Genomic DNA, 23,919 nt, shown 5'->3' with positions numbered 1-23,919 from the left:
TGCGGCCCCGTTCTAAGCGCAGATCTGCTGTCGGTTTCGCCACAGCCAATAATTAAGATGTAATAGCCACGACAGCATGAAGAAAAATCGCGCTTTCCTGAAATGGGCCGGAGGGAAATACCCGCTGCTTGACGATATCCGTCGTCATCTGCCACAAGGTGATTGTTTAATCGAACCTTTTGTCGGCGCCGGTTCCGTATTCCTCAACACCGATTATGACCGTTATCACCTGGCGGACATCAACGGTGATCTGATCAATCTCTACAATATCGTCAAAACGCGCACCGCCTCGTTTATTGAAGACGCGCGCCAGCTGTTCAGCGCCAGCGGCAATACGGCGGAAACCTATTACGCCCAGCGTACGGCGTTCAACGCCAGCACGGATACCTATCAGCGCGCCGTGCTGTTTCTTTATCTCAACCGCCACGGTTACAACGGCCTGTGCCGTTACAATCTGCGCGGTGAATTTAATGTGCCCTTTGGTCGCTATCGTAAGCCGTACTTCCCGGAAGCCGAACTGTTATGGTTCGCCGAGCGCGCGCAAAAAGCCACCTTTGTCTGTGAATCGTACGATGTTACTCTGGGCAACGCCCCTGCAGGCTCAGTGGTTTATTGCGATCCGCCGTACGCGCCGCTGTCGGCGACGGCTAATTTTACCGCTTACCACACCAACAGCTTTAGCCTGCGCGAGCAGCAGCATCTGGCGGAACTGGCCAGTAAGCTGGCGCAGGAGAGCCGCATCCCGGTACTGATTTCAAACCACGATACCCTGCTGACGCGCGAGTGGTATCAGCATGCGGATTTACACGTAGTTAAAGCCCGGCGTTCCATCAGCCGAAGCATAAGTGGTCGCACTCAGGTTGACGAACTGCTGGCGCTTTTCCGCTAGCCTGTTTCGTCCGCGACCAACGCATCACGCCAGCTCCGGCTGGCGCACAAAATTGGGAGATTCGGATGAAACAATTTTTACTGGCCCCATCAATCCTTGCCGCTGATTTTGCCCGCCTGGGCGAAGATACCGCTAAAGCGCTGGAAGCCGGTGGCGACGTGGTGCATTTCGATGTGATGGACAACCACTATGTTCCCAATCTGACCATGGGGCCAATGGTGCTGAAAGCGCTGCGCGATTACGGCATCACCGCGCCCATCGATGTGCATCTGATGGTCAAACCGGTCGATGCGCTGATCCCGGAATTCGCCAAAGCGGGTGCCAGCTTCATTACTTTCCATCCCGAAGCCAGCGAGCACGTTGACCGTACGCTGCAGCTGATCAAAGAGCACGGCTGTAAAGCCGGTCTGGTGTTCAATCCGGCAACGCCGCTCAGCTATCTCGATTACGTGATGGATAAGCTCGACATCATTCTGCTGATGTCGGTCAACCCAGGCTTCGGCGGCCAGTCCTTTATTCCGGGCACGCTGGATAAACTGCGCGAAGCGCGTCGTCGCATTGACCAGAGCGGTTACCAAATCCGTCTGGAAGTGGATGGCGGCGTGAAGATCGATAACATCGGTCAGATCGCGGCGGCCGGGGCTGATATGTTTGTTGCGGGCTCGGCGATCTTCGGTCATCCGGATTACAAGAAGGTGATCGATGAGATGCGCAGCGAACTGGAGAAAGTTAATGGCTCATTTCACTGATATCCGCGCGCTGGCGTTCGATCTCGATGGCACGCTGGTGCACAGCGCGCCAGGCCTGGCACAGGCGATCGATCTGGCGCTGGCCGATTTGCAGCTGCCGCCCGCAGGCGTTGAGCGCGTCTCAACCTGGATTGGCAACGGTGCGGACATCATGATGGCGCGGGCGCTCAGCTGGGCGCTGGGCCGTGAGCCGCACGCCGACGAGCAGCGCGACGCGCGTGCGCTGTTCGACAAACATTACGCCGCAACGGTGGAAGCCGGCAGTACGCTGTTTCCACAGGTGCAGGAGACGCTGGCTGCGCTGCATGCCAGCGGTCTGCCGCTGGCCATCGTCACCAACAAACCCACACCGTTTGTTGCTCCGCTGCTGCAATCGCTCGGCATTGCCGACTACTTTTCTTTGATCATCGGCGGCGACGATGTGGTGGTGAAAAAACCACATCCGGCGGCGATTTTCCTCGTTCTCGGCCGTTTCGGCGTGCTTCCAGGACAATTGCTGTTTGTCGGTGATTCGCGCAATGATATTCTCGCTGCCCAGGCGGCGGGCGTGCCAAACGTTGCGATGACCTTCGGCTACAACTACGGTGAGCCGATTGCCACCAGCCAGCCCGATTTAACTCTCGATACTTTTAGCGAACTTTTGCCCGTTCTCGGGCTGTGATTATCAGGACATAACATGAGCAAACCCATCGTTTTCAGCGGCGCCCAGCCTTCCGGTGAACTGACCATTGGCAACTACATGGGTGCGCTGCGTCAGTGGGTGCAGATGCAGGATGATTTCCACTGCATTTACTGCATCGTCGATCTGCACGCCATCACCGTTCGTCAGGACCCGGCCGCGCTGCGCAAAGCCACGCTGGATACGCTGGCGCTGTATCTTGCCTGCGGTATCGATCCGGAAAAAAGCACTATCTTCGTGCAGTCGCACGTACCGGAGCACGCCCAGCTGAGCTGGGTACTGAACTGCTACGCCTACTTCGGCGAACTGAGCCGCATGACGCAGTTCAAGGACAAATCGGCACGTTACGAAGAGAACATCAACGCCGGCCTGTTCGATTATCCGGTGCTGATGGCGGCCGATATTCTGCTGTATCAGACCAACCAGGTGCCGGTCGGCGAAGATCAGAAGCAGCATCTTGAGCTGAGCCGTGACATCGCCGCGCGCTTCAATGCGCTGTACGGCGACGTGTTCAAAATCCCTGAGCCGTTTATTCCGAAGTCCGGCGCACGCGTGATGTCGCTGCTGGAGCCGACGAAGAAGATGTCGAAGTCTGATGACAACCGCAACAACGTGATTGGTCTGCTGGAAGACACCAAATCGGTGGTGAAGAAGATCAAGCGCGCAGTGACTGACTCTGAAGAGCCGCCGGTAGTGCGTTACGACATCAAAGAGAAAGCGGGCGTGTCAAACCTGCTGGACATTCTGTCCGGCGTGACCGGTAAGCCGATTGCGCAGCTGGAGCAGGAGTTCGAAGGTAAAATGTATGGTCACCTGAAAGGTGCGGTGGCCGATGCTGTGTCTGAGATGCTGACTGAGCTGCAGGAGCGTTATCATCGTTTCCGCAATGACGAAGCGTTCCTCAACCAGGTGATGCGCGATGGCGCAGCGAAAGCCCGTGCGCATGCCCAGGAAACGCTGAAGAAAGTGTATGACGCCGTAGGCTTCGTGGCGCAGCCATAAGCCGGTTTGCCGGGGCGCAGCACAACGCGCCCCGCAGGCTTTACTTCACCCGATGCAGCGTCAGCTCTGCGCCATCCCAGAATAGCCGCGCATTGCCGTCGGCCAGCACGCTCAGTACCGCGCCCGGTGCCGGTCCCCACGCCTGATTGCCACAGTGCACGTTGAAGCCATAGCGAAAGCTGAAATCACGATCCTGTCCGGTGCCGTTGGCGGCGCTGAGGCGCGGTTTACCCTGGCAATTATCGGTCGCCGGATTGATGGCGCGTTCGGCAGTGCCGCGCGTCCAGCTGATCGCATTGGGTTTGAACGCCACGCGCGCGCCCATGAACTGCGGATCGTTTTTGATGTAAATCTGGCCGTTCTCCTTTTTCGGCGTCACGGCAACCACCTGCCATTCGCCCACGACCGTTGACCAGGTCACCGGGGCGGCACTCACCGCCGCGCTCAGCGGCATCAGCAGCGCCGCGGCCAGAGAAATAATGCGCATGGAAACTCCTTGTGATTGATTTGGCTGCTCAGTCTGGCGGCAAAGCGCAGCGCTGTACAGTATTTTACCGCATCAGAACCAGCGCAGCTGCGTGCGCAGGCTGACCACGCGGCCAACAATAATCAGTGCCGGACTGGCAAACTGCCGCGCCAGTGTTGCCAGCTCCTGCAGCGTGGCGCAGGCCACGCGCTGCTGCGGCGTGGTGCCGTGCTGCACGATAGCCACCGGCATCGCAGCGTCCATCCCGTGCTGTAACAGCTGCTGCTGGATCTCGGCCGCCTGGCTGAGGCCCATGTAAAACACCAGCGTCTGCTGTTCCGCCGCCAGTTTGCCCCAGTCGATTTCACCGTGCTGCTGCAGATGGCCGGTGACGAAGCGCACGCTCTGGGCATGGTCGCGGTGGGTGAGGGGAATACCGCTGTAGGCGGCACAGCCGGAGGCGGCGGTGATGCCCGGCACCACGCTGAACGGGATGTTATGCTGCGCCAGCACCTCCAGCTCTTCGCCGCCGCGGCCAAAAATAAAGGGATCGCCGCCTTTGAGGCGCACCACACGCTTGCCGCGCTGCGCCTGCTCCAGCAGCAGCTGGTTGATTTGTTCCTGCGGCACGCAGTGATGGCCCGCCTGCTTACCCACGAAGAGGCGCTCGGCATCGCGCCGCACCAGATTAAGAATCGGCTCCGACACCAGCCGGTCATACACCACCACATCAGCCTGCTGGATAGCCTGCAACCCTTTCAGCGTCAGCAGACCGGCATCACCCGGCCCGGCGCCGACCAGCACCACTTCGCCCTGCTGCGTCAGCGGCGCCGCAAACAAGGCATCGACCTGCGCGGCAGCGCGTGCCCGATCGCCGTTGGCCAGCGTTTGGGCCAGCCGATCGCTGGCAAAGAAGCGCTCCCAGAAGGCGCGGCGTGGCGCCATGGTGCTAAAATGCTGCTTCACACGCTCGCGCAGTGAGCCCGCCAGCGCAGCCAGTTCGCCGAGATGCTGGGGCAGCATCGCCTCCAGCTTCTCGCGCAGCAGACGCGCCAGCACCGGCGCGCGGCCACCGGAAGAGACGGCGATCATCAGCGGCGAGCGGTCGACGATCGACGGCATAATGGCGCTGGCCTGCTGCGGTGCATCCACCAGGTTACAGAAGAGGCGGCGCTGTTCGGCGGCGTCAGCCACCTGCTGATTGACGGCATCATCGTTGGTAGCCGCAATCGCCAGCCAGCATTCATCCAGCCAGTCATCGGTAAAGGCGCCGTGCAGTAACGTCACTTTTCCCTGTTGAGCCCACAGCTGAAACGCCGGGGAAAAATCCCGCGCGCCGACGTACAGCTCTGCGCCGGCCTCCAGCAGCAAACGCGCTTTGCGTTCAGCCACATCGCCTGCACCAACCAGTAAACAACGCTTGCCTTGCAGCCGACAAAACAGCGGAAAGTAATCCATAGCGAATCCTGAAAAAAAGCCCGCACGGTGCGGGCTGTGGAAGGGATTATACCGATTTCAGCGGCGAAGCCTGGGCTTGCGTCTGCGGGCGCTGCGCCTGCGGCGTGGCATACCAGTAGCCGAGGCCCATCAGCACCATGCCAGAGAACATATTGCCGAGCGTCACCCACAGCAGGTTGTGGCCGATGCCGCTCAGCGTCAGGTCGGCGCTGTGCTGGCCAAACCATGACAGCGCAAATACCGTCATGTTGGCGATGGAGTGCTCGTAGCCGGAGGCGATAAACGCCAGCAGGCACCACCAGATAGCGATGAACTTCGCGGCCCCTTCGCTGCGCACCGCCATCCAGATCGCCAGACACACCAGCCAGTTGCACAGCGCGCCTTTAAAGAACAGCGCCATCGCCGTCTGCGTGGTTTTTGCCAGCGCTACGCTGTGGATCAGCGAACCGGCGTTCGGCAGCAGCGCACCAGCGGCGTAGTAGTAGAGCAGGGCGACAAACACTGAGCCGATCAGGTTGCCCAGCCAGGTTTGCGGCAGCACACACCACATCTGACCGTGGCTGATGGTGCCGGCTTTGACGCCCACGGTGAGGAACATGGTATGACCGGTAAACAGCTCGGAACCGGCGATGATCACCAGCGTCAGAGCGATACCGAAGGTGGCGCCCATCAGCAGTGGACGATACGCCGGGTCCGCCAGGTTGCCGAGGGTGAAGATCAGGATGATCGCCAGGCCAACGTAAGCGCCGGCCATCGCCGATCCAATCCAGAAGGCCAGCGGGCTGTGCTGCGCGGTGCGTACAATGCGCGCCGCATTGGCGGCGCAGGTGTTCAGGGTGTCAGAAAACATAGTGACGTCTCATAAAGTGAAGGAATTCTGTCAGGCGCAGACTTCGACCTGGCCGTTACTGACGCGCACCGCATAGCTCGCCACCGAGCGGCTGTCATCTTCCAGACAAACGCCATCGCTCAGGCGAAAACGCTGTTTTTTCAGTGGGCTGGCGACCCACAGCGTGTGCTGGTGTTCGGCGATCAGGCCGCGCGATAACACGCTGGCTTCAGCAAACGGATCGATGTTGCTCAGAGCGTACAGCTGCGCATCGTCGCGCGGGCGAAAGATGGCGATCTGCTGGCCGTTAACCAGCGCGCACACGCCGGTAGCGGGCAGGATTTGTGTGAGTTCACACACGGTGTACCACTGGCTCATGCGTCAGCCTCCTCGAGCAGGGTAATCGCGATGCGCTCCGCCGGACGCGCCGGGCGATGCTGCTCGCGTTCACTGACGTGCTGCACCAGCGGGTCGCGCTGCGGGCTGTTAATAAACGTGGCAAAGTGCGCCTGCTGCTGCGGGTCGTTAACCGTGGCGGTCCATTCACAGCGGACGTCAGCGCGCAGACGCGTCAGCTCCTGCTCCAGCTGCGCGTTAAGGCCGAGCCGGTCATCGATAATCACGCTGCGCAGATAGTCGATGCCGCCGTCCATGCTCTCCAGCCACAGCGAAGTGCGCTGCAGGCGGTCGCCGGTGCGGATGTAAAACATCATGAAGCGGTCGAGATACTGCAGCAGCGTGTCGCGGTCGAGGTCAGCCGCCAGCAGATCGGCGTGGCGCGGTTTCATGCCGCCGTTGCCGCACACGTAAAGGTTCCAGCCTTTTTCGGTGGCGATGACGCCGACATCTTTGCCCTGCGCTTCGGCGCATTCACGGGTACAGCCAGAGACGCCAAACTTCATCTTGTGCGGCGTGCGGATGCCTTTGTAGCGGTTTTCCAGCTCAATGCCGAAGCCGAGGCTGTCGCCAACGCCATAGCGGCACCAGCTGCTGCCGACGCAGGTTTTCGCCATGCGCAGCGCTTTGGCATAAGCCTGTCCGGTTTCAAAGCCGGCGGCAATCAGCTGTGACCAGATGGCCGGCAGATCGTCGCGCTGCGCCCCAAACAGGCCGATGCGCTGTGAGCCGGTGATTTTGGTGTAAAGGTTGTACTGCCGCGCCACTTCGCCCAGCGTCATCAGCCCCTGCGGCGTGATTTCACCGCCGGCGGTGCGCGGAATCACCGAGTAGGTGCCATCTTTCTGGATGTTGCCGAGATAGAGATCGTTGCTGTCCTGCAGCGGCGTGTGCTGTGGCTTGAGGATGTATTCGTTCCAGCAGGAGGCCAGCAGCGATCCGACGGTCGGTTTACACACTTCACAGCCGTAACCCTGGCCATACTTCGCCAGCAGCGCGTCAAACGACTTGATCTCCTCCACGCGGATCAGGTGATACAGCTCCTGGCGCGAATAGGCGAAATGCTCGCACAGGTGATGATTGACTTCGATGCCCTGACGGCTCAGCTCAGCGTTCAGCACTTGCGTAATCAACGGGATGCAGCCGCCGCAGCCGGTACCGGCGCGGGTTTCGGCTTTCAGCGCCGCCACGGTGTGGCAACCCGCCTGCACCGCGTTAACGATATCGCCTTTGCTGACGTCAAAGCAGGAGCAGATTTGCGCGCTGTCCGGCAGCGAATCGACGCCCAGCGCCGGTTTTTCGCCGCTGCCCGCCGGCAGAATCAGCAGCGCCGGGTTTTCCGGTAAGGCGATGTGATTGAGCGCCAGCTGCAGCAGATTGCCGTAGTCGCTGGTGTCGCCCACCAGCACCGCGCCGAGCAGAGTTTTGTTGTCTTCGCTGACGATCAGGCGCTTATACACGTGCTGCTGTTCATCGAGCCAGATGTAACTGCGCGCGCCCGGCGTGCGGCCGTGCGCATCGCCAATGCCGCCGACGTCCACGCCCAGCAGCTTGAGTTTGGCGCTCATATCGGCACCGGCAAAGACGCTGTCACGCCCGACCAGCGCATCGCTGGCGACCTGCGCCATTTTGTAGCCCGGCGCCACCAGACCGTAAATCCGATCCTGCCAGGCGGCGCATTCCCCAATCGCGTAGATCGCCGCATCGCTGGTCTGGCAGCGATCGTTGATGGCAACGCCACCGCGCTGGCCGAGCGCCAGGCCGCATTGTTGCGCCAGCTTATCCTGCGGACGAATGCCGGTGGAGAACACGATGAAGTCGACGTCGAGCGCGCTGCCATCGGCGAACTCCAGCGTTTTACCGCCCTTAGCGTGATGCACAATCTGCCGGGTATTTTTGCCGGTATGGACCTGCACGCCCATCTGTTCGATCTTACGCCGCAGCTGTTCGCCGCCCTGCGTATCCAGTTGTTCCGCCATCAGCACCGGCGCAAACTCAATCACGTGCGTTTCAATGCCGAGATTTTTCAGCGCGCCCGCCGCTTCCAGTCCGAGCAGACCGCCGCCAATCACCGCACCGCGTTTGCTGCGGCGCGCGCAGGCTTCAATGGCGTTGAGATCTTCGATGGTGCGATAGACAAAGCAGTCGCTGCCCTCCGCGCCGGCGATCGGCGGGATCCACGGATAAGAACCGGTGGCCAGAATCAGCGTGTCGTAATGCACCGCACGACCGGTGTTGGAGTGAATCAGCTTTTCCTCACGGTTGAGGGTAATGGCGCGCTCGCCGAGCAGCAGATTGACCTGATGCTTTTCGTAGTAGCCTTCGCGCACCAGTGAGAGTTCTTCGGCGGTGTGGTGGGAAAAATAGGCGGAGAGATGGACGCGGTCATAGGCGACGCGGGGCTCTTCACAGAAAACGGTTATCGCGAACTGCTCAGGGGCGGCTTTGTCGATCAGTTCTTCGATAAAGCGGTGGCCAACCATGCCGTTGCCAATAATAACGACACTGTGCTTGCTCATGCTTGCCTCAAAATTTGCGGGATCTGCGCCTACCTTAGCGCGCTGTTTCTGGCGCTTATTGACGTACATCAACTGCGGCTTTATATACCCATTTAGAGGTATGTTGCTGATTTTACGCGTTTTTATCTAAGTCTTTTATTTGGTTGAAAATTACCCAATGGCGGCAGAAAAGTTGCCAGCGGCGCGGCCGTTTTTCGTGCTAGCTTAAGATGTTGCGTTTTCAGCGGAGAAGGATATGACCCAGCAAGCGTTTAAGTGGATAAACAACCTGCGCCTGGCAGGCCAACCGGGTTTATGGCAGATCGAAATTCGCCACGGCAACATCAGCGCCATCATTCCGCAGCCGCCGCACGCGGCCGCCCAGCCGGATGCGCTGGATGCCGCCGGTGGGCTGGCGAGCGCGCCGTTTATCGAGCCGCATATTCATCTCGACACCACGCAAACCGCTGGCGAACCGGCGTGGAATCAGTCCGGCACGCTGTTTGAAGGCATTGAGCGCTGGGCTGAACGCAAGGCGCTGCTCAGCCATGAGGATGTGAAACAGCGCGCGCGGCAGACGCTGAAGTGGCAAATTGCCAACGGCATTCAGCACGTGCGCACCCACGTGGATGTGTCCGATCCCACGCTGACCGCATTAACCGCGATGCTGGAGGTGAAAGCGGAGATGGCGCCGTGGATCGATATCCAGATCGTGGCCTTTCCGCAGGAGGGCATTCTCTCTTATCCCAACGGCGAAGCGCTGCTGGAAGAGGCGCTGCGCCTCGGTGCCGACGTGGTGGGCGCGATCCCACATTATGAATTTACCCGCGAATATGGCGTCGAATCACTGCACAAGGCGTTTGCGCTGGCGCAGCGCTATGACCGGCTGGTGGACGTGCACTGTGACGAGATTGATGATGAGCAGTCGCGCTTTGTCGAGACCGTGGCGGCGCTGGCGCACCGCGAGGGCATGGGCGCGCGCGTCACCGCCAGCCACACCACGGCGATGCATTCGTACAATAACGCGTATACCTCGCGGCTGTTCCGCCTGCTGAAGCTGTCGCAGATTAACTTTGTCGCCAATCCGCTGGTGAATATTCATCTGCAGGGACGCTTTGACAGCTACCCGAAACGGCGCGGCGTGACGCGGGTGAAAGAGCTGCTGGAGGCGGGTATCAACGTCTGCTTCGGCCATGATGATGTGTTTGATCCCTGGTATCCGCTCGGCACCGCCAGCATGCTGCAGGTGCTGCACATGGGGCTGCACGTCTGTCAGCTGATGGGCTATGAGCAGATCGACAGCGGTCTGCAACTCATCACGCACAACAGTGCCAAAACCATGCAGCTGGCGGATTATGGCGTGCAGGTGGGCAACGCGGCCAGCCTGATCATTCTGCCTGCCGATAACGGGTTCGATGCGCTGCGCCGTCAGGTGCCGGTGCGCTATTCGCTGCGTAAGGGCGTGCTGGTGGCGGCCACACAGCCGGCAAGCAGTGAAATTTATCTCGGTGCTAGCGAAGCAGTGACGTTCCGGCGTTAAGGAAGCGGGAAGGGGAATAGCGGCGCGAGGCTTCGCGCCGCTCGGGGATCAGGCAGTCTGGTGAGCGTGCTGGCGATGTTTAGTGACAAAGCCGAGCAGCACACACATCACGAACACCACCGCGTACAGCGCGTTCGCGGTGGACAGCGCCGCGTGGGCACCGCCTTTCGCCACGATCGGGCCGGTGACCACGAAGGTCAGCATGGTGCCGACGGTGCCGCAGGTGAGGATAAAGTTCACCAGCTTCGGCGATGACGCTTTGGTCTGCAGCGAGCCCAGCGTGATGATGGTGGTATAAATGGCGCTGGAGAAGAAGCCAAGCGACATAATGATCCAGTGCAGCATGCTGGCATCGGTGGTTTTCACGAACCAGAACATCAGGCCGGTGGCCAGCAGCGCCAGCACCACCAGAATGCGTTGCAGGTCGAAGAAGCGCAGCAGGAAGCTGAACGCCCACATGCCGACCATATAGGCGGTCCAGAAGTTACCGACCAGCTGACCGGCGGCGGCGATATCCATGCCCATTGATTTGGTGGCGTATTCCGGTACCCAGGAGATGAAGCCGAGCTGGCCGAGGATGTAGCACAGTGCCGCGATAGACAGGAACAGCACGCCGATGCCCCACTTCTCTTTTTCACCGCCCTGCACCGCGGCTTCGCTCTTCAGCACCGGGAACTCGACCATCAGCGTCAGGATAAAGATCGCCACGTAGATCACGCCAATGCAGGCGTAAACCCAGTACCACGGCAGCGCGCGCGCCAGCAGAATGCCCGCGATAATCGGGAAGATGGTGCCTGCCATGCTAAAGAACGAGTCGGTAAACAGCAGACGGGAACCGCGCTGGCGACCATCGTACAGATGGGTAATCAGGAAGGTGCCGATCGACATGGTGATACCGCTGACCACGCCGAGCACGAACATGCACAGCGAGAACACCGTGAGGTTATGGCTGGTCATCAGCCCGGCCACGGCGAGGATCATCAGCACAAAGCCAAAGATCAGCTGGCGCTTGAGTGGCACAATCACCATCAGCCAGGCGTTCAGGAACACCGCCGCCAGAATACCGGCGTTAAGGAAAGTGAAGGTGTTGCTCATCTCGGAGATGGGCAGCTGGAAATACTGGGCAATATTATCCAGCACCATACCGGTAACGATCACCAGTGCGCCGGTGAGCGCATAGGAGAAAAAGCTGATCCAGGTAAGGCCAATGCGATTACGGTTTGTCATGTTCTGAACCTGTGATGCGCCGACGTGGCAAAAAGTGTCATGAATTGTAAATGGATCTGTGATCGTAATAAACAAGCAGTGAAACGTGCGAGAAATATTTCATTAATAGTGTGATTTTCGTCACGCAAATGATTGCGCGACGGGAAAAGTATGACGATAGCAACATCAGCGTAAATATAGGTAAAACGCTGGCTCTTGTATTACATGCTCTTTACAATCAATCTCGTTTTTGAGCTTGCTCTCCAAGGTAAGGAATCTTTCATGCTTAAACGTACTTTGACAGCGGCGGTTGCCCTGTTAGCGCTCTCTTCTGTATCTGCTTCGGCTCTGGCGGCGAAAGGGGATACGCACGTGCTGCTCACCACCTCTGCGGGCAATATCGAACTTGAACTGGATAATCAGAAAGCCCCGGTTTCAGTAAAAAACTTTGTGGATTACGTGAATAACGGCTTCTACAACAACACCATTTTCCATCGTGTGATCCCGGGTTTCATGATTCAGGGCGGCGGCTTCACGGCGGATATGCAGCAGAAGCAGACCAACGCGCCGATCAAAAACGAAGCGGATAACGGCCTGCGCAACCTGCGTGGCACCATTTCCATGGCGCGTACCGCTGAGAAAGACAGTGCCACCAGCCAGTTCTTCCTGAACGTGGCGGACAACGCTTTTCTTGACCATGGCCAGCGTGACTTCGGCTATGCGGTGTTTGGTAAAGTAGTGAAAGGCATGGATGTGATCGACAAGATCGCCCAGGTGCCGACCAAAGATGTCGGGCCATACCAGAATGTGCCGTCAAAACCGATTGTTATCACTTCCGCGAAAGTCCTGCCGTAATCCCTCTGCGCGCCACCCCTGGGTGGCGCCGTCTGCCGCGCTCCGGCAAAGCTGAAATTTGCTCTTATACTTAGGGCACATCCTGCTTGCCGGAGGCGCTATGAGCAGCAAACTCACCGAAAAACAGAAAATCACGTTGTGGCAGCAAACCCGTGCGGCCAATTATCAGGCCAGCTGCAAACTGGCCGGTTATACGCTGAATGAACCTGCCGTCGAGAGCGCCCAGGCGGACGATCGTCTGGCATCGCTGAGGAGGCAATATGGCGGATAACAGCCTGGCGGTGCGCGATCCCTATTTGTGGCACAACGATGACGTGCTGAAAAACCTGCTGGAAATTCACGACGTGGCGCAGCTGCGTAAAGCCGAGCTGGCATTCAGCGCGGCGCGGCTGGCCACGCTGGCGCTCGGACCGGCCACGCCGGGCCTGCCACACCTGCGCCATATTCACCGCACGCTGTTTCAGGATATCTACAGCTGGGCCGGCGAACTGCGCACCATCGACATCTGGCGCGACGACACGCCCTATTGCCACTGCGAGTATATCGAGAACGAGGGCAATGCGCTGATGAGCGCACTGGAAGAGGAAGAGGGCCTGTGCGACCTCGACCCGCAGACCTTCGTGGCACGCATCGCGCATTACTACTGTGAAATCTACGTCCTGCATCCGTTCCGTGCCGGTAACGGGCGAGCACAGCGCATCTTTTTCGAACAGCTGGCGCTGCACGCGGGCTATCTGCTGAACTGGGATACGCTGGAGCCTGAAAGCTGGCACCAGGCCATCGTCGCCGGCGTTGGCGGCGATCTCGCGCCGCTCAATGCGCAGTTTGCGAAAGTGGTGAGTCCGGCGCGTTAAAATGCGTAGAATAGCGGCGGTTTTACTGGCCTGAGGGCATTATGCTGCTGCTAATTGATAACTACGACTCCTTTACCTGGAATCTCTACCAGTACTTCTGTGAACTGGGCGCGCAGGTGCGTGTGGTGCGCAACGATGCAATGACGCTGGAAGAGATGACGGCGCTGCCGCTGAGCCATCTGGTGATCTCGCCGGGCCCCTGCACGCCGGATCAGTCCGGCATCTCGCTGGCAGCGATCCGCCACTTTGCCGGACGGCTGCCGATTCTTGGTGTCTGTCTTGGCCATCAGGCGATTGCGCAGGCCTACGGTGCGCAGGTGGTGCGCGCGCGCCAGGTGATGCACGGCAAAACCTCTGCGGTGCAGCACACCGGCCAGGGCGTATTCCGCAACCTGAATAATCCGCTGACCGTCACGCGCTATCACTCGCTGATTGTGGCGCGCGACACGCTGCCGCCGGAGTTTGAAGTCACCGCCTGGAGCCTGCGCGATGGCGTTGCCGATGAGATCATGGGCTTCCGCCATCGTACGCTGCCACTGGAGGGCGTGCAGTTCCATCCGGAGAGCATTCTCAGTGAGCAGGGACATCAGCTGCTGGCGAATTTCCTCAATACGTAACTTCCGTTTGCCATCGCATGATTTTTTATGCATATTTTGTGATTATAATTTCACATCAGCTCAACAAATAACCCGATGAGGTCATCAATGGCAGCGGAAAATCTAGCGGTAAGCCGGGAAACGTTCGATAACGTTATTTTGCCTGTTTATGCACCTGCGCAGTTTGTGCCGGTCAAAGGCAAAGGCAGCCGCGTGTGGGATCAGCAGGGCAAAGAGTATATCGATTTCTCTGGTGGTATCGCGGTCACCGCGCTTGGCCATTGTCATCCGGTGCTGGTGGAAACGCTGAAAAGCCAGGGCGAAACCCTGTGGCACACCAGTAACGTGTTCACCAATGAGCCGGCACTGCGCCTCGCCAGTAAACTGATCGCGGCGACCTTCGCCGAGCGGGTATTCTTCGGTAACTCCGGTGCCGAAGCGAACGAAGCGGCGTTCAAACTGGCGCGCTACTACGCCTGCAAAAAGCACAGCCCGTTCAAAAGCAAAATTATCGCTTTCCACAACGCCTTCCACGGCCGCACGCTGTTCACCGTCTCGGTGGGCGGTCAGCCAAAATACTCCGATGGCTTTGGCCCGAAGCCGGCGGATATCGTCCATGTGCCGTTTAACGATCTGGCCGCGGTGAAGGCGGTAATTGACGACCACACCTGCGCGATTGTGGTGGAGCCGATTCAGGGGGAAGGCGGCGTGATGCCGGCAACGCCGGAATTCATGCAGGGATTGCGTGCGCTGTGCGATCAGCACAACGCGCTGCTGGTGCTGGATGAAGTGCAGAGCGGCATGGGCCGCAGCGGTAAGCTGTTTGCTTACGAACACTATGGTATCAAGCCAGATATCATCACCACCGCTAAAGCGCTGGGCGGCGGTTTCCCGGTGAGCGCGATGCTGACCACCCATGAAATCGCCTCGGTGATGGCACCAGGCGTGCACGGCACCACCTACGGCGGCAACCCGCTGGCCTGTGCGATTGCCGAAACCGCGCTGGATATCATCAATACGCCCGAGGTGCTGAATGGTGTCGACGCGCGCCGTGAGCAGTTTGTCTCGGCGCTGCAGAAGATCAATCAGCAGTTCGACATCTTCAGTGAAATTCGGGGCAAAGGCCTGCTGCTGGGTGCCGTACTCAACGCGCAGCACGCCAGCAAAGCGCGCGATATCCTCAACGCTTCCGCCGCTGAAGGCCTGATGGTACTGACCGCCGGCAGCGATGTGATTCGCTTTGTGCCGTCGCTGGTGATTGAGTCGACCGATATCGCAGAAGGCATGGCGCGCTTCGCCCGGGCGATCGCGAAAGTCCTGAACTAACCTTTCGGCTTCAGCACGCTGAGCCAGCGGCCGTGATGCGGGCGCTGGCTCCACGCCAGTGAAGAAATGGTGTGCATCACATTGAGGTGCTGCAGAATGCGCTTCACATGCTGTTCGACAATCGTCACCGGCCCCTCATTCAGATTCTCCGGCGCTTCCAGAATATTGCTGTCGTTGCCCGGCCCGTCGTAAGCCAGCCGCTGCTGACAGCGCTGCAGCGCGATTTCACAGGACTGCAAATAGCGCTCTGCCAGCTTTGGCGTCAGCATGGTGTGCTCGCGCGCCAGAATGGTCATGGCGTTGATGTGCTCGACGATAAACTGGCTGTGAGTCACCCACAGGCGCATATCTTTCAGATACTGGAAGTTAAAGCCCGGCTCAGTGGACGCCTGGTTGAGCGAGTTAAACAGCGCGTTGTGCGCCTGGTTAACCTTGACGCGCTGATACGCCAGCTTCTCCGGCGCCTGCTCCGGACCGAGCAGCAGGCGCAGCGCCTCCTGATACGCCTCCAGCGCATCGTGCGCGTTATTGCGCAGCAGCCCGCTCTGCCACTGCGGCCACAGCCAGATCATGCCGGCGAAGGCGATCAGGCAGCCCATCAGCGTATCCATCATGCGCGGCAGCAGGAACTGTGCGCCGTTCAGCGACAGCAGCTGCAGCGAATACACCGCCGTTACCGTAAAGCCAATCATCGACCAGCCATAATATTTACGCGTGATCAGATAGCTGGCGAGCGTGATGACCAGCATGGTCAGCAGGGCAATCGACTCCGGAACAGCAAAGCGCAGCGACGCCGCGGCGATCAGTAAGCCGGCGAAGGTGCCGAGCGCGCGGTGCTGAATGCGCACGCGCGTGGCGCTGTAGCCGTTCTGGCTGACAAACATGATGGTCATCAGAATCCAGTATGGCTTGGGAATATTGAAGAACAGCGCCAGCGCGCTGCCGAACATCAGCATCACGGCGAAGCGCGCCGCCGTCCGCAGCGCGGCAGATTTCAGCGACAGGTAGCTGCGCAGCGCCGGCAACAGCGGCAGGCGGCGCTGGCGATCGGCCATCAGGTCGCGGGTGTACAGCGGCTTCTGCGTGCGCAGCACGCGCGCAATGCGGCTGAAATGGTAGAGGCAGAAATTACCGACCGGATTATCCGGGTGCTGCCGGGCAATTTTCTCCAGCGCGCCGAGCGGCTTCTCCATGTGGAAGCGTTCCGGCAGCTGGTGATAGAGAATGGCATCGGCCAGCACGCGTAGCCGTGCCGAAATGATTTTCGCGTTCCAGCGGATCACCGCCTCGGCGTGGCTCTGCTCCACCAGCTTTTGCACCTCTTCCGGCTGGTGCAGGCTGACCGAGATGTGCTCCTGCAGATCGAGCGCAACCTGAAAGGCACGCGTCAGGCGTTTATGGCTGTTATCACGGCTGGCCGACAGCATATGCATCTGCTGGTAGCAGGTGGTGATCAGATCGACCGCTTTCTGCTGACGCGCCAGTAGCGGCGGCAGCGCTTTTTCCGGATCGGTCAGCTGCGTCAGCAGGGTATATTTGGCGTCGCAGTAATCGGCCAGCTCGCGGTACAGCAGGCTGAGGGTCTCGCGCATCGGCTGCTCTTTCCACAGCCAGAACCACAACCAGTTAAATAGCCCGTACCACAGCGTCCCGCCGATATACAGCAGCGGCGGGACCCACATCGGCATTCGGCCGACGAGGCTTAAGGTAAAGATGGCGGCGATGAGCGTGCCGGGCAGCAAACGGCCATGCAGCGGGCTGATTTCACCGGTCACGCCCACCAGCAGCGGCAACACCAGCAGAATCAGCGGCAGCGGCACAGCGTAAGCCGTGAGGTACTGAATCAGAAAACTGCCGCTGGCGAACAGTGCGCCGCCGACAATCAGCCGTTTGAAGAACCGCTTGTGTGGCGTATCCAGACCGGCGATGTTGCAGCAGGCCGGCACCAGGGAGAACAGCAGCCCTTTTTGCAGATCGCCAAACAGCCAGCCGAGCGCCACAGGCAGGCACAGCACCAGCGTTTGCCGCAGCGCATAGTTAACTTCCGGATGATAGATGATTCGACGCCACATCAGCTCATCGTAAACAGAAACGGCGCGATGTTGCCATCACGCCGTGGGTGAGAAGAAATCAGCGGGTGCCGTAAACGACGATGGTTTTGCCGTGTGCGGAGATCAGGTTCTGATCTTCCAGCATTTTCAGGATACGACCCACGGTTTCGCGTGAGCAGCCCACGATCTGACCAATCTCCTGACGGGTGATTTTAATCTGCATACCGTCCGGGTGCGTCATGGCGTCAGGCTGTTTCGCCAGGTTGAGCAGCGTCTGCGCGATACGGCCGGTCACATCGAGGAAGGCAAGGTTGCCGACTTTTTCAGATGTTACCTGCAGGCGACGCGCCATCTGCGCCGACAGGCGCATTAAAATATCCGGATTGACCTGAATCAGCTGACGGAATTTTTTGTAGGAAATTTCAGCCACTTCGCAGGCGGTTTTCGCACGTACCCAGGCGCTACGCTCCTGGCCCTCTTCAAACAGGCCGAGCTCACCGATGAAATCCCCCTGATTGAGGTAGGAGAGAATCATCTCTTTGCCTTCTTCATCTTTAATCAGTACCGCGACGGAACCTTTCACGATGTAGTACAGCGTTTCCGCTTTCTCACCCTGATGGATGAGGGTGCTTTTGGATGGATATTTGTGAATATGGCAATGGGACAGGAACCATTCGAGTGTAGGGTCTGTTTGCGGTTTGCCGAGAACCATTCGCTATTATCCTCTGTTGTAATCGTGCCCAAAATACAGGGGGCAGTTTTCCCTGTCAGGCGGTGAAATCGTCCAGCGTTTCCCGTGAGGGACAGTTATTCGGGGGTGGATTCGTAAGCGATGCTTTTGATTCGTCCCGCTTTCGTCTTTCGTGACGAAAATATTTTCAGCACTGTTTGTAGCATAGCTTTTGCAACCTGTCTCCTGTTGTCTCGCTTCAGCAGGTGGGGGATGCGTCTGCATTGCTGTTTGTCAGGTGAAAGCGTACTCTGGCGGCAAAACCGCCGCTTCAGGAGAAAGAATAATGCAGGCACGAGTGAAATGGGTGGAAGGGCTGACCTTTCTCGGAGAATCCTCATCCGGTCATCAGGTATTAATGGACGGCAATTCCGGTGATAAAGCGCCCAGCCCGATGGAGATGGTGTTGATGGCTGCGGGCGGCTGCAGCGCGATTGACGTGGTGTCGATTCTGCAAAAGGGGCGCAACGATGTCGCCGATTGTGAAGTCAAACTGACCTCGGAACGCCGCGAAGAAGCGCCACGCATTTTTACGCATATCAATCTGCATTTTATTGTCAGCGGCAAAGCGCTGAGCGATAAAGCGGTGGCGCGCGCGGTGGATCTGTCCGCGGAGAAGTACTGCTCGGTGGCGATCATGCTGGGCAAGGGCGTCGAGATAACGCACAGCTACGAAGTGGTGGAGCTGTAATCCAGCCGGGAGCGCGGCCCTGCGCTCCCGATCTCAGTTCCTTTCGCCGAAACTGGCGCGTTAGCCTGCGCTATTCAATACGTTTTCCTTCAATCAACCGCTGCACCAGCGGCGTCATGATCAACTCCATCGCCAGTCCCATCTTGCCGCCCGGCACCACCAGCGTATTCATGTGGGAAATAAACGAGCCCTGGATCATCGCCAGTAGATAAGGAAAAGCGATGCCCTCCAGGCCGCGAAAATGGATCACCACAAAGCTCTCATCCAGCGACGGGATCTCGCGCGCGGCAAACGGGTTCGAGGTATCCACGGTCGGCACGCGCTGGAAGTTGAGGTGCGTGCGGGAAAACTGCGGCGTGATGTAGTTGATGTAGTCTTCCATCGAACGCACCACCGAATCCATCACCGCTTCGCGCGAATGGCCGCGCTCACTGGTGTCGCGCACCAGTTTCTGAATCCACTCCAGATTAACAATCGGTACCACGCCAACCAGCAGATCGACGTGTTCCGCCACGTTATGTTGCTGCGTCACCACGCCGCCGTGCAGGCCTTCATAGAACAGCACATCGGTGTTTTCCGGCAGCGGCTGCCAGGGTGTAAACGTGCCCGGCACCTGATTCCACGGCACCGCTTCATCGTAGGTGTGCAGATATTTGCGCGACTGGCCGAGTCCGCTCTGGCCATAGTCGCGGAAAGTCTGCTCCAGCAGGCCGAAGTCGTTGGCTTCCGGGCCAAAGTAGCTGATGTGACGCCCGAGGTCGCGCGCCTTACGAATCGCCATGTCCATTTCCGGACGGGTATAGCGATGGAAACTGTCGCCTTCTATTTCCGCCGCGTGCAGATCCAGCTGCTGGAAAATTTTACGGAAGGCGAGACTGGTGGTGGTGGTTCCGGCGCCGCTGGAACCGGTAACGGCTATGACTGGATGCCTGGCTGACATAACAGCGCTCCCTGTGAAGTCCGGCGATGAGCATTGTTACCACGAATTGCCGCCTGACGCATCAGCCGCGAAATTCACGCCGCGGCATAATATTGACCGATTCATGCAATTCTGACCACACCAGTACCACTTCGCCCTGCTCGAGCTGGCGGCGCACGTCGGCCACTTTCTGCGTCAGGCTGCGCTCCTGCTCGCCATAATCGGTGCCTTCACGCAGCACAAAACTTTCTATCAGGTTTTCCAGCGTTGTCGGGTCGAGTTCTTGCCAGGGAATAATCACAATTACATATCCAGATAAGTTGAGAGCCAGTCCGGCACGCGCTGCTCCAGCCACATTTTGGGTCGCAGCAGGCTGCCGCCCACGAAGCCGACGTGACCGCCTTGCTGCGTCAGCTGATACTCAATTGTGGCAGACAACTGCTGCGGCTGCGGGATCACCGCATCGGTCATGAAGGGATCGTCTTTAGCATGGATGATCAGCAGCGGCTTGCGCACGCCGGTCAGCAATGGCATGGCGCTGGCGCGCTGATAATAGTCGCGCGCATCAATAAAACCGTGGGCGCGGGCGGTAATCGCATCATCAAACTCACGCAGCCGGCGGAAGGCGCGCAGCTGCGTCAGATCGACCGGCAGCGTGCCTGGCCAGGCGCGCAGTTTGCGCGTGGCGTTTTTCTTCAGCTGGGTCAGCAGGTAGTGCTGATAAAAGCGTGAAAAGCCCACGTCCAGCTTCTGGCTGCACGGCTCCAGCGCCAGCGGCGCGGAAATGGCGACCGCGGCATCCAGCGGGGCCGACGTGCCCTGCAGCCCCAGCAGACAGGCCAGCATATTGCCGCCAAGCGAAACGCCGACCGCCGCAGTCGGCACCGTGCCCCATTCGCGCTGCAGCCAGTGCAGAAAATAGGTCGCATCTTCAGTTTCACCGGAGTGATAGATGCGCTGCAGACGGTTAGGCTCGCCGCTGCAGCCGCGGAAGTGCATGATCACCGCCAGCCAGCCGCGCGCCTGACACGCCTGCATCAGCCCATGGGCATACGGGCTGCGGAAACTGCCTTCCAGCCCGTGGAACAGCACCATGCGCGGCTTGTGACGTGCCTGTGCCGGATCTTCGCTCCACGCCAGATCGACGAAGTCGCCGTCTGGCAGATCGAGGCGCTGCCAGTGCGGGCGCAGCGTGACGCGCCGGCGCAGCAGGCGCGGCAGCAGCGTTTGCAGATGCGCATTGCCGAAGCCGCGCAGCGGGGTAAAGCGCTCGCCGCTCGGGCGATCAAAATAGCCTGGGATAGTACTTGTCTGATGCATAACTCGCTGATAGCTTCGATGGGTTGTTCGCTTTTCTGGGTGAGGAGCACCCGAATATACATGGAACTGAGTCTTTTTTTATCAATGCTGGGCTTTCTCTGGGTCGCGGCCATCACGCCAGGGCCCAATAATATGTTACTTACCGCCTCAGGTGCTAATTTTGGCTTCCTGCGCACCTTTCCACTGCTGATTGGTATCATGATTGGCATGCAGGTGATGTTGCTGATGGTGGCGTTTGGCATCGGCAGCCTGATTCTGCTCTATCCCTCACTGCATCTGGTACTGAAAGTGGCCGGTAGCCTCTACCTGCTGTGGCTGGCGTGGAAAATTGCCACCGCCGAATACGAAACGCTGGAGACCGACGATGCCAGCGTGAAGCAGATGCCTTTCTGGCAGGGCGGGTTACTGCAACTGATCAACCCGAAAGCGTGGCTGATGGCGCTGGGTGCGGTCGCCAGCTTTAGCCTTGCCGGCAGCGCCTATCTGCATTCCGTGGTGGCGATCAGCATCGGTATGGCGCTGGTGAACGTGGTTTCCGGCGTGATCTGGATGGGTTTCGGCTCGCTGATTGGCCGCCTGCTGCGCAGCCCGCGCGCGTGGAAAATCTTCAACCTCGCCATGGGTGCGCTGACCGCAGCCTGCGTGCTGTTGATCTGGCACTGAGTCAGCTGGAGGCGCGCTCAATGCGCGTCCACGGCAGCACTTCATGCACCACGGCCGCCTGGCGCTGACGGATGCGCGCCAGCAGCAGCTGCACGCTGCGCGCACCCATCTGGTTCATCGGCTGGGCAATGGTGGTCAGCGGCGGGTTGATGCTGCTGGTGAACGGAATGCCGTCAAAGCCGACCACCGCCAGATCCTCTGGCACGCGCAGTCCGGCTTCCAGAGCAGCGTGAATCACGCCAACCGCCAGCACGTCTGATACCGCAAACACCGCATCCGGCCGCTCTGGCTGCGTTAGCAGTTCGCGCAGCGCCGCGCTGCCCGCTTCGCAGGAGATGTCGCTGGCGTAAGCGACGCCGTGCCAGTCAAGCCCCAGCTGCGTGATGGCGTCGCGATAGCCGCTTTCGCGCTGGTGCGAATAGAGATAGCGCATATCGCAGTTGACCAGCGCAATGCGCTGACGCCCTTTGCCGGCCAGATAATGCACCGTGTCATAGGCCGCCTGACGGTTATCGATGGTGACGCTGGAGGCGTTCACCGAGGGATCGTACTCCGCACACTGCACCCACGGCGCATCACCAATCAACTCTTTCAGTCCCTGCAGACAGGCCGCGGCGTCCATGGTGATCACCCCATCCACCACTTTGCCGGCCAGCAGCGCCAGATAGGCGGTTTCCCGCCGCAGCTGTGACGCGGAATTACATAACAGGATGTGATAGCCGTGCGCTTCGGCCTCCGCCTCAATGCCCTGCACCACCCGTGAACAGAACGGATTGGTGATATCGGAAATCAGCACCAGCAACATGTTGCTTTGCGCGGTACGCAGCTGGCGCGCCAGCAGGTTGGGCTGGTATTCGCACACATTAATTGCGGCCAGCACCCGTTTACGCGTATCTGGCCGGACGCCAGGATGCTGGTTCAACACCCGTGAAACCGTGGCTTTCGACACGCCCGCGAGGCGCGCAACTTTCTCAATCGACATGGAGGCCAGTACCGCTGTAAAAGGGGGAAAAAATCAAGACGAGATCAATACCACAGTCGGCATGTGAGCGCCTGACATATTTGTTCCGAACCAGCGGTTTTGTATTTGCACTTTTTGCATAGCGTTAACCGATGTTGATCTAAGAACCGATTTTTATTAGGGATAATTTTTAATTCCTTTATGAAATCATTGCTGCTGGCGACACTGCCGTCACGACTCAACATTGGGGTGCATGATGATGGCAGTAACCAAAACAATAAGCGCGGTAGCAGCCGCGTTAGCGCTGATGACCTTTCAGGCGCAGGCGGTCAATGTGACCGTGGCTTATCAGACGTCGGCGGAACCGGCCAAAGTGGCGCAGGCTGACAATACCTTTGCCAAAGAGAGCGGTGCCACGGTTGACTGGCGCAAATTCGACAGCGGCGCCAGCGTCCTGCGCGCGTTAGCCTCGGGCGATGTGCAAATTGGCAACATCGGTTCCAGCCCGCTGGCGGTGGCCGCCACGCAACAGCTGCCGATTGAAGCTTTCCTGCTGGCTTCACAGCTGGGCAATTCTGAAGCGCTGGTGGTGAAAAAAGGCATCAGCTCACCCAAAGATTTGATCGGCAAACGCATTGCTGTTCCCTTCATCTCCACCACCCATTACAGCCTGCTGGCTGCGCTGAAACACTGGGGCATCAAACCGACCCAGGTGCAACTGGTTAATCTGCAGCCACCGGCGATCATTGCTGCCTGGCAGCGCGGTGATATCGACGGCGCCTATGTCTGGGCACCCGCCGTCAATGAACTGGAGAAAGACGGCAAGGTGCTGACCGACTCGTCGCAGGTCGGGCAGTGGGGCTCACCGACGCTCGACGTCTGGGTGGTGCGCAAGGATTTTGCCCGGCAGCATCCTGAAGTGGTCACCGCTTTCGCCCGCAGCGCGATTGCCGCGCAGCAGGCCTATATCGCCAATCCGGAACAGTGGCTGCAGCAGCCGGATAACCTCAGCAAGCTGTCGCGCCTGAGCGGCGTGCCGGAAAGTGACGTTCCCGGACTGGTGAAAGGCAACACCTACCTGACGGCGCAGCAGCAGGTGGAACAGCTGGGCAAACCAGTCAACAAGGCGATTGTCGATACCGCACAGTTTCTGAAAGAGCAGGGCAAAGTGCCGGATGCCGCCAGTGACTACAGCAGCTTTGTCACCACGCGCTTTGTTGCCCCCTTAGCCAAATAACGGA

General features: G+C 59.1%; 25 protein-coding genes. 13 read left to right on the top strand and 12 right to left on the bottom strand.

Going from position 1 to position 23,919, the window contains the following annotated elements; all coding sequences use genetic code 11:
* Positions 1-76: 76 nt before the first annotated feature.
* The 4 genes from dam to trpS all read left to right on the top strand — a co-directional run bounded on the left by dam (position 77) and on the right by trpS (position 3,319).
* On the top strand, positions 77-889 hold the full coding sequence (dam, locus tag C1Y42_RS19300) for an adenine-specific DNA-methyltransferase (protein WP_021507424.1): 813 nt from the start codon (positions 77-79) through the stop codon (positions 887-889).
* Positions 890-954: 65 nt separating this feature from the next.
* Positions 955-1,638 carry a ribulose-phosphate 3-epimerase gene (rpe, locus tag C1Y42_RS19295; protein ID WP_021507425.1) on the top strand — a complete coding sequence of 228 codons (684 nt, stop codon included), beginning with the start codon at positions 955-957 and terminating at the stop codon, positions 1,636-1,638.
* Entirely contained in the window at positions 1,622-2,299 is a 678-nt protein-coding gene (locus C1Y42_RS19290; protein WP_104094147.1) for a phosphoglycolate phosphatase, read from the top strand. The genes rpe and C1Y42_RS19290 overlap by 17 nt, the downstream gene beginning before the upstream one ends.
* 15 nt (positions 2,300-2,314) lie before the next feature.
* Positions 2,315-3,319 carry a tryptophan--tRNA ligase gene (gene trpS, locus C1Y42_RS19285; RefSeq protein WP_021507427.1) on the top strand — a complete coding sequence of 335 codons (1,005 nt, stop codon included), beginning with the start codon at positions 2,315-2,317 and terminating at the stop codon, positions 3,317-3,319.
* A 40-nt stretch (positions 3,320-3,359) separates the two neighbouring features.
* On the opposite strand, the gene C1Y42_RS19280 is transcribed toward trpS, so the two are convergent.
* From C1Y42_RS19280 to nirB, 5 genes are all read right to left on the bottom strand, one after another.
* Entirely contained in the window at positions 3,360-3,806 is a 447-nt protein-coding gene (locus tag C1Y42_RS19280; protein ID WP_104094146.1) for a hypothetical protein, read from the bottom strand.
* A gap of 72 nt (positions 3,807-3,878) precedes the next feature.
* Positions 3,879-5,243 carry a siroheme synthase CysG gene (gene cysG, locus C1Y42_RS19275; protein ID WP_104094145.1) on the bottom strand — a complete coding sequence of 455 codons (1,365 nt, stop codon included), beginning with the start codon at positions 5,241-5,243 and terminating at the stop codon, positions 3,879-3,881.
* Between the two features lie 46 nt (positions 5,244-5,289).
* Positions 5,290-6,093 carry a nitrite transporter NirC gene (gene nirC / locus C1Y42_RS19270; RefSeq protein WP_058780172.1) on the bottom strand — a complete coding sequence of 268 codons (804 nt, stop codon included), beginning with the start codon at positions 6,091-6,093 and terminating at the stop codon, positions 5,290-5,292.
* Between the two features lie 30 nt (positions 6,094-6,123).
* Positions 6,124-6,450, bottom strand: coding sequence for a nitrite reductase small subunit NirD (gene nirD / locus C1Y42_RS19265; protein WP_058759297.1), 327 nt, complete (start codon positions 6,448-6,450; stop codon positions 6,124-6,126).
* On the bottom strand, positions 6,447-8,987 hold the full coding sequence (gene nirB / locus C1Y42_RS19260; protein WP_104094204.1) for a nitrite reductase large subunit NirB: 2,541 nt from the start codon (positions 8,985-8,987) through the stop codon (positions 6,447-6,449). Before nirB ends, nirD begins: the two co-directional genes overlap by 4 nt.
* 235 nt (positions 8,988-9,222) lie before the next feature.
* On the opposite strand from nirB, the gene C1Y42_RS19255 reads away from it, so the two are divergent.
* On the top strand, positions 9,223-10,506 hold the full coding sequence (locus tag C1Y42_RS19255; protein ID WP_021507433.1) for a cytosine deaminase: 1,284 nt from the start codon (positions 9,223-9,225) through the stop codon (positions 10,504-10,506).
* A 48-nt stretch (positions 10,507-10,554) separates the two neighbouring features.
* On the opposite strand, the gene tsgA is transcribed toward C1Y42_RS19255, so the two are convergent.
* Entirely contained in the window at positions 10,555-11,733 is a 1,179-nt protein-coding gene (gene tsgA, locus C1Y42_RS19250; RefSeq protein WP_021507434.1) for an MFS transporter TsgA, read from the bottom strand.
* 261 nt (positions 11,734-11,994) lie between these two features.
* Here tsgA and ppiA point away from each other — a divergent pair, with 261 nt between their 5' ends.
* The 5 genes from ppiA to C1Y42_RS19225 all read left to right on the top strand — a co-directional run bounded on the left by ppiA (position 11,995) and on the right by C1Y42_RS19225 (position 15,343).
* Positions 11,995-12,567, top strand: a complete 573-nt coding sequence (gene ppiA, locus C1Y42_RS19245; protein ID WP_021507435.1) for a peptidylprolyl isomerase A — start codon at positions 11,995-11,997, stop codon at positions 12,565-12,567.
* A 100-nt stretch (positions 12,568-12,667) separates the two neighbouring features.
* The gene (locus C1Y42_RS19240) at positions 12,668-12,838 is read left to right on the top strand and encodes a YhfG family protein (protein WP_021507436.1); all 171 of its coding nucleotides are present in this window, start codon (positions 12,668-12,670) and stop codon (positions 12,836-12,838) included.
* Positions 12,828-13,421 (top strand): putative adenosine monophosphate-protein transferase Fic, encoded by a 594-nt coding sequence (locus C1Y42_RS19235; protein WP_021313655.1) that lies wholly within the window; start codon positions 12,828-12,830, stop codon positions 13,419-13,421. The genes C1Y42_RS19240 and C1Y42_RS19235 overlap by 11 nt, the downstream gene beginning before the upstream one ends.
* 41 nt (positions 13,422-13,462) lie before the next feature.
* Positions 13,463-14,038 carry an aminodeoxychorismate synthase component II gene (locus C1Y42_RS19230; RefSeq protein ID WP_021507437.1) on the top strand — a complete coding sequence of 192 codons (576 nt, stop codon included), beginning with the start codon at positions 13,463-13,465 and terminating at the stop codon, positions 14,036-14,038.
* Positions 14,039-14,125: 87 nt separating this feature from the next.
* The gene (locus C1Y42_RS19225; RefSeq protein WP_104094144.1) at positions 14,126-15,343 is read left to right on the top strand and encodes an aspartate aminotransferase family protein; all 1,218 of its coding nucleotides are present in this window, start codon (positions 14,126-14,128) and stop codon (positions 15,341-15,343) included.
* On the opposite strand, the gene C1Y42_RS19220 is transcribed toward C1Y42_RS19225, so the two are convergent.
* Together C1Y42_RS19220 and crp are read right to left on the bottom strand one after the other, a co-directional pair.
* On the bottom strand, positions 15,340-17,415 hold the full coding sequence (locus C1Y42_RS19220) for a YccS/YhfK family putative transporter (RefSeq protein WP_104094143.1): 2,076 nt from the start codon (positions 17,413-17,415) through the stop codon (positions 15,340-15,342). The genes C1Y42_RS19225 and C1Y42_RS19220 overlap by 4 nt on opposite strands.
* Before the next feature lie 58 nt (positions 17,416-17,473).
* The gene (gene crp / locus C1Y42_RS19215) at positions 17,474-18,106 is read right to left on the bottom strand and encodes a cAMP-activated global transcriptional regulator CRP (RefSeq protein ID WP_000242755.1); all 633 of its coding nucleotides are present in this window, start codon (positions 18,104-18,106) and stop codon (positions 17,474-17,476) included.
* 304 nt (positions 18,107-18,410) lie between these two features.
* Here crp and C1Y42_RS19210 point away from each other — a divergent pair, with 304 nt between their 5' ends.
* The gene (locus tag C1Y42_RS19210; protein WP_021507440.1) at positions 18,411-18,815 is read left to right on the top strand and encodes an OsmC family protein; all 405 of its coding nucleotides are present in this window, start codon (positions 18,411-18,413) and stop codon (positions 18,813-18,815) included.
* A 70-nt stretch (positions 18,816-18,885) separates the two neighbouring features.
* Here C1Y42_RS19210 and C1Y42_RS19205 read toward each other — a convergent pair whose 3' ends face one another.
* The 3 genes from C1Y42_RS19205 to C1Y42_RS19195 all read right to left on the bottom strand — a co-directional run bounded on the left by C1Y42_RS19205 (position 18,886) and on the right by C1Y42_RS19195 (position 21,054).
* Positions 18,886-19,755: a phosphoribulokinase gene (locus C1Y42_RS19205; RefSeq protein ID WP_058780169.1), complete on the bottom strand. Its 870-nt coding sequence runs from the start codon at positions 19,753-19,755 to the stop codon at positions 18,886-18,888.
* A 61-nt stretch (positions 19,756-19,816) separates the two neighbouring features.
* Positions 19,817-20,035, bottom strand: coding sequence for a YheU family protein (locus C1Y42_RS19200; RefSeq protein WP_021507442.1), 219 nt, complete (start codon positions 20,033-20,035; stop codon positions 19,817-19,819).
* Positions 20,036-20,037: 2 nt separating this feature from the next.
* Positions 20,038-21,054, bottom strand: coding sequence for a hydrolase (locus tag C1Y42_RS19195; protein WP_058759291.1), 1,017 nt, complete (start codon positions 21,052-21,054; stop codon positions 20,038-20,040).
* 60 nt (positions 21,055-21,114) lie between these two features.
* Between C1Y42_RS19195 and C1Y42_RS19190 the strand changes: the two genes are divergently transcribed.
* A complete protein-coding gene (locus C1Y42_RS19190) occupies positions 21,115-21,717 on the top strand; it encodes a LysE family translocator (protein WP_031279689.1) in 603 nt (200 codons plus the stop codon).
* Position 21,718: 1 nt separating this feature from the next.
* Here C1Y42_RS19190 and C1Y42_RS19185 read toward each other — a convergent pair whose 3' ends face one another.
* Positions 21,719-22,699 carry a LacI family DNA-binding transcriptional regulator gene (locus tag C1Y42_RS19185; RefSeq protein ID WP_021507445.1) on the bottom strand — a complete coding sequence of 327 codons (981 nt, stop codon included), beginning with the start codon at positions 22,697-22,699 and terminating at the stop codon, positions 21,719-21,721.
* A gap of 235 nt (positions 22,700-22,934) precedes the next feature.
* Here C1Y42_RS19185 and tauA point away from each other — a divergent pair, with 235 nt between their 5' ends.
* Positions 22,935-23,915: a taurine ABC transporter substrate-binding protein gene (gene tauA, locus C1Y42_RS19180; RefSeq protein ID WP_040679688.1), complete on the top strand. Its 981-nt coding sequence runs from the start codon at positions 22,935-22,937 to the stop codon at positions 23,913-23,915.
* Positions 23,916-23,919: the final 4 nt, after the last annotated feature.

The sequence above is a fragment of the Pantoea sp. ICBG 985 genome, assembly GCF_002928365.1.
Classification (GTDB): domain Bacteria; phylum Pseudomonadota; class Gammaproteobacteria; order Enterobacterales; family Enterobacteriaceae; genus Pantoea; species Pantoea dispersa.
This window is presented reverse-complemented; position numbering and strand designations above follow the sequence as displayed.